Here is a 4,440-nt window from a genome sequence, read left to right as displayed (position 1 = left end):
CCACCCACCAGGGCCAACACGTCACTCCTCCTTGGAAATTCGATATGTGAAACGATTCCTGATATGGGCGTTGAAGAACCGTCCCTTCGAGAAGGCACGCCGAAATGCCGCATATGTCTCGGGAGGAACATCCTCGTAGTCGTAGCGGTTCTCGCTGGTGACCAGCCAGACCGAGAGTGTGCGGGTCGCCGCATCATAATTGGTGTCGCGGATCAAATGCGAAGGCATTGCAACTCCGTCCCTCAGCCAAAATCTCGTCTCGCTCAATCGCGTGCTGACTCAAGTTGCTACCTCCAGGCTGCCCGCCCCTAGGTTGCAGAAGTCCGCTTTTGACCGGGTGCAATCGAACCACGACCCCAGGGCTCGGCGACAACGACCGGACGGTAAATGAAGGCTCGATGTGGGGCCAAGGCGCGATCGCCAGTCGTCTTAGCCGAGACCCTCGAAAAGGCGTCCCGCTTCGCGGGACGCCTTGAGCAGAGCGGCCACCAAGTCATTGATGCTCTTAATCCCTCGCGTTCCTTAGAGTGCGGTACGGCGGTAGCGGTTCCGCTCCTGTTCGATCTGCTCGGGGCTGTAGGGATCGAGACTGTCGTCGAACCGTGTCCAGCCCTCTTCCATATAGGCGCGGCGGCGTTCGGTCGGATCCACCCAGTTGGAGCGCCGAAGGATGGCTTCGGCTTCAGCGACCCGACCCTCGTCCACCCTTGCGCTCACGAGCGTCCCGCCCCGACGCACGCCCTCTGCATAGAGGTGAGCATCCTCTTCGGATACGCCCGAACTGGTGAGCGCTCCAATCAGGCCGCCTGTAACTCCGCCAGCAACTGCGCCAGCAGCGGCGCCAGCCGCGGTCGCGACCAACCAGCCGGCTGCGACGACAGGCCCGACCCCTGGAATGGCCAAAAGGCCCAGCCCGGCAAGTAGTCCGCCGGCGCCACCCACCGCCGCGCCGATACCGGCGCCGGTTCCCGCACCTTCTGCTGCGCCAGAGGCGTTATCCTGATCGCGCCCATTGTTCGAGACGATGCTGATATCATCCGAGGGAATTCCGGCCGACTCTAATTCATTCACGGCCGAGCGCGCGTCGGAATAGTCGTCGAATAGTCCAGTTACGGTTCTCATTGTTCTTCTCCTTGATTGGTGCTGGTTACTTGGCGACTACGTTTCCTTGGTAGTCGAGTGCGACCGATAACGATTTGCCGTCTTTGGTAGCGGACGCCATCCAGATCCCCTTGTCATCGAGCTTCAGGTCTTTGACATCGGTGTAACCTGCGTTTTCGATGCGCTCCTTGGCCTGGGCTTCGGTAAAGCTGTTGGCCCCTTCGACAGGCGCCGCCGGGTTATTCGTGCCCGGGGTCGCTACCGCAGGCGTGTTTCCGTTTGACGAGGGAGCGGGGGTTGTCTGGGCAAATGCCGAGAGCGCGGTTGCCCCGAGGGCCACCACGAGAATGAAGTTTTTCATCGGTGTTTCCTTTTTTGCGGACTCATGTCGGATCCGTGATCGGAGAAACACCATGCTGCCCTTTAAGTTCCAGCCGCCCAGGTATGAGCTGGTTGCCGGCCGGAATCCAATCGGAGCATCCCGCGAGAGCAGAATGGCATCATCGGCGAAAGCGAAGAGATCATCGAAGAGTTCAAAGGCTTTGCCGCACTCGACGCAGGAATGATCCCAGGCCGTCAAACATTCCGAAAATCGTCCGCTACGGCACGCGGATCGCCTGGGCCAAGCAGCTGGGTCTGAAGACGCGATCCCTCTCCTTTTGGCAGGCCTCGCCGAAGAGGAGGGATTACTATGACCTGCGTCGAGGAACTATCTCTAGGCGCGCCGCGCTTATTCTCGCCGCGACGGAACACACGCCCTCCCCCGCAGTTCTCCTCTCATGGAAGGAGATCACCATGATCAGCGAAACAAAAGGTGCCCGATGGGAGGGTGTGAATGAAAACGGAGGACGGCCTTTATGCCTGCGCGCCGGGCATAAGGAACGCCGTCAGGAGGGCAAAAGCGTCGAGCACTGGGGCCGGGCTTTACCGAAAATCGGTCAAGGCGCAGCCGGTCTCAAGGCAGACGACCTTGCGAGGATTGACGCGCTTCGCGAAGCTGCGCGCAAGCACGCCGACAAGTTTCTCTCCGAGAGTACCAAGGATGTCGAGCAACAGAAGGCGTCGCGAATTCGCAAACGGCCCTAATCTCCAAGGATCTATGCAATGTCACTGACGACAAAAGTTGCCGCCGCCTGCTGCGTTCTTCTCGCCCTTTCCTCCTGCGGGAACACTATCCGCGGCGTCGGGCGTGATGCTGCCAATACCGTGGACGCCACCCAAAATGCCGGGAATCGGGTAGGCAGAGCAGCGGCGAATTGAACGGGAAAGCATAATAAGCGCCCCGTTATCGGCCACCCCTGGGTCAAATCCCGAGCGGATCTTCCGCCGGGCGGTCAACGCTTGCATCTCTAGGGATCGGAAGCGCGCAAGGCCCAAAAAGCCGAAGCGAGACGCTGACGAAACGCATCGGAGCTCACTCGAACCGTGAGCGCCGACAAGTTGCCGGTGCAGTTCGTCGAAAGCCGAGCTCCCCTCGTTTTTCAAAATTGTGTTTCGACATAGCAGTTGATCCCACCGCGCGCATTAAACATTGACGCCGGCGGCACTAACGCCTGCAGTCGAACGCATGAGATATCCTGCCTTGGCCAAGGGTTGATGTGCTCCTCCGAAGGGGTAGCCTTCCGTACTTGCTCACACCAGAGCGCCTCCTCTTCCGACCCGTGTGAAGCGGGACGGCAGCTATTCCTCGAGACGTTATAGGCTTTCGCGTTGGTTAGGGAGGCAGGCTACGGTTCGAACTTCAGCTCGTGACTTGTTGATCGTACCGTTTCCAGGAAGCTTCGCAGTGCTTTTCGCGCACCTCGTGGCTGCCATCCCATGGCCAGTTCCCAGGCAAGGTCTGCAGGTGCGTCAATCAGTGGGATGAATGCTACACCAGCGATCTTCATCGTCGTCGCGCCCAGGGGCACCAACGATACGCCGAGCCCCGCGGCGACCAAGCTCAAAATCGTATGCATCTGTCTTGCTTCCTGGACGACATTCGGTACGAAACCCGCCGTCCTGCAGGCATTTGTAATCTTCACATGTAGGGTCGGGCCTTGTGGGTGAGGAAACATAATGAAATCGTGTCCAGCCAGATCAGCAAGCCGGCAACGGTTCGAAAGAGCGAGCGGGTGATGTGATGGCGCTGCGACAACCAGCTTGTCCCGGTGTATCAGTTCCACGGCCAGGCCATCGACAGTCTTGATCGGCGGATGGAAGAAGCCAAGGTCGATATCACCGCCGGCAAGATCGGCCAGTTGCGCCTCCGTGGAACGCTCATCGAGGCGAATTGTCGTTTCGGGCCAAACCTCGTGGAAGGCGCGAATGGCCCGAGGAAGCAGCCGATAGAGAGCTGCAGAGACAAAGGCGATGGAAATCTGGGCAAGGTCGTCTGAAGCCGCGCGGCGGGCCAAGCGAACCGCGTCTTCCGATTGCGCAATTGTTCGACGAGCCTCCTGAAGAAACACGCGACCCGCTGCAGTGAGGCGGACCATGCGTTGCGTCCGCTCGAATAGCGGAAATCCCAAACGCTCCTCGAGCCTCTTGATCGATTGGCTAAGCGGCGGTTGCGCCATGCCGAGCCGGGCAGCGGCGCGTCCGAAATGCAATTCTTCGGCAACGGCAATGAAATGCCGCATATGGAGCAAGCTCATCATCATATCAGAAGCATCTCAATAAACACTGTTTTGATATTGGAAAAATTCGCCGGCAACAACGATCTACGATCTATCCAGTCGAGCCCATCCTGTGAGCGAGCAACCCTTTCGAAGGAGTGACCATGCAAAAACTTGCTATCTATTGTGCTGCCATCGCGACGACCTTCGGTGCTGCGCCTACATTCGCGGAAGTCGAACGCAAGGATTTCCGGGTAAATGCTGCGCCTGATATCGAACTGGCTATCCGGGAGGTCCGGAAGACAGGGCCAGAACGCAAAGGGCCTCCCATCATCCTTGTCCATGGAGCACGGGTGCCGGGTATCGCCTCCTTCGATTTGCCGGTCGAAGGAGGATCACTGGCTGCGGACTTGGCAACGAGAGGATACCGGGTGTTCATCGTGGACGCCCGTGGTTACGGCAGATCGGACCGTCCCGGACAGGATGGTCCACCGGAAGGCCGGCCGCTGACCCATTCCAACGAAGTCGCACGCGACATCGATGCTGCGGTCGAGGCGATCCGGGATAGGACTGACAGCCGGCAAGTCGGGTTGCTCGGCTGGGCCACCGGCGGTCCTTTAGCAGGCATGGACGCATCGCGTTTTCTCGAAGAGGGGATCCACCTTGTCGTCTGTGACTCACGTTTCGGCCCACCCTCTGGGCATACGACACATTGCACCGTCAAGGAGACCACAGACCCCGA

At 59.3% G+C, this 4,440-nt stretch carries 7 protein-coding genes; 3 read left to right on the top strand and 4 right to left on the bottom strand.

Translation table 11 applies throughout. The annotated features are described in order from the left end of the window. Positions 1-21 precede the first annotated feature (21 nt). The 3 genes from C9413_RS28350 to C9413_RS28340 all read right to left on the bottom strand — a co-directional run bounded on the left by C9413_RS28350 (position 22) and on the right by C9413_RS28340 (position 1,462). Positions 22-228, bottom strand: coding sequence for a KTSC domain-containing protein (locus tag C9413_RS28350; RefSeq protein ID WP_040114991.1), 207 nt, complete (start codon positions 226-228; stop codon positions 22-24). 294 nt (positions 229-522) lie between these two features. Further along, positions 523-1,122, bottom strand: coding sequence for a general stress protein (locus C9413_RS28345; RefSeq protein ID WP_040114990.1), 600 nt, complete (start codon positions 1,120-1,122; stop codon positions 523-525). 25 nt (positions 1,123-1,147) lie between these two features. Then, the gene (locus tag C9413_RS28340) at positions 1,148-1,462 is read right to left on the bottom strand and encodes a PepSY domain-containing protein (protein WP_170251227.1); all 315 of its coding nucleotides are present in this window, start codon (positions 1,460-1,462) and stop codon (positions 1,148-1,150) included. Positions 1,463-1,896: 434 nt separating this feature from the next. Here C9413_RS28340 and C9413_RS28335 point away from each other — a divergent pair, with 434 nt between their 5' ends. Further along, the gene (locus tag C9413_RS28335; RefSeq protein ID WP_040114989.1) at positions 1,897-2,187 is read left to right on the top strand and encodes a hypothetical protein; all 291 of its coding nucleotides are present in this window, start codon (positions 1,897-1,899) and stop codon (positions 2,185-2,187) included. Between the two features lie 18 nt (positions 2,188-2,205). Next, the gene (locus C9413_RS33910) at positions 2,206-2,361 is read left to right on the top strand and encodes an entericidin (RefSeq protein WP_082046696.1); all 156 of its coding nucleotides are present in this window, start codon (positions 2,206-2,208) and stop codon (positions 2,359-2,361) included. A 467-nt stretch (positions 2,362-2,828) separates the two neighbouring features. On the opposite strand, the gene C9413_RS28330 is transcribed toward C9413_RS33910, so the two are convergent. Next, positions 2,829-3,737 (bottom strand): LysR substrate-binding domain-containing protein, encoded by a 909-nt coding sequence (locus tag C9413_RS28330; RefSeq protein WP_040116491.1) that lies wholly within the window; start codon positions 3,735-3,737, stop codon positions 2,829-2,831. Between the two features lie 125 nt (positions 3,738-3,862). Between C9413_RS28330 and C9413_RS28325 the strand changes: the two genes are divergently transcribed. Further along, positions 3,863-4,440: alpha/beta fold hydrolase (locus C9413_RS28325; protein ID WP_170251226.1), on the top strand; the 578-nt coding region annotated here is incomplete at its 3' end.

Origin of the sequence: Rhizobium sp. SEMIA 4085 (assembly GCF_013004495.1) — a bacterium.
GTDB lineage: Bacteria > Pseudomonadota > Alphaproteobacteria > Rhizobiales > Rhizobiaceae > Rhizobium > Rhizobium gallicum.
This window is presented reverse-complemented; position numbering and strand designations above follow the sequence as displayed.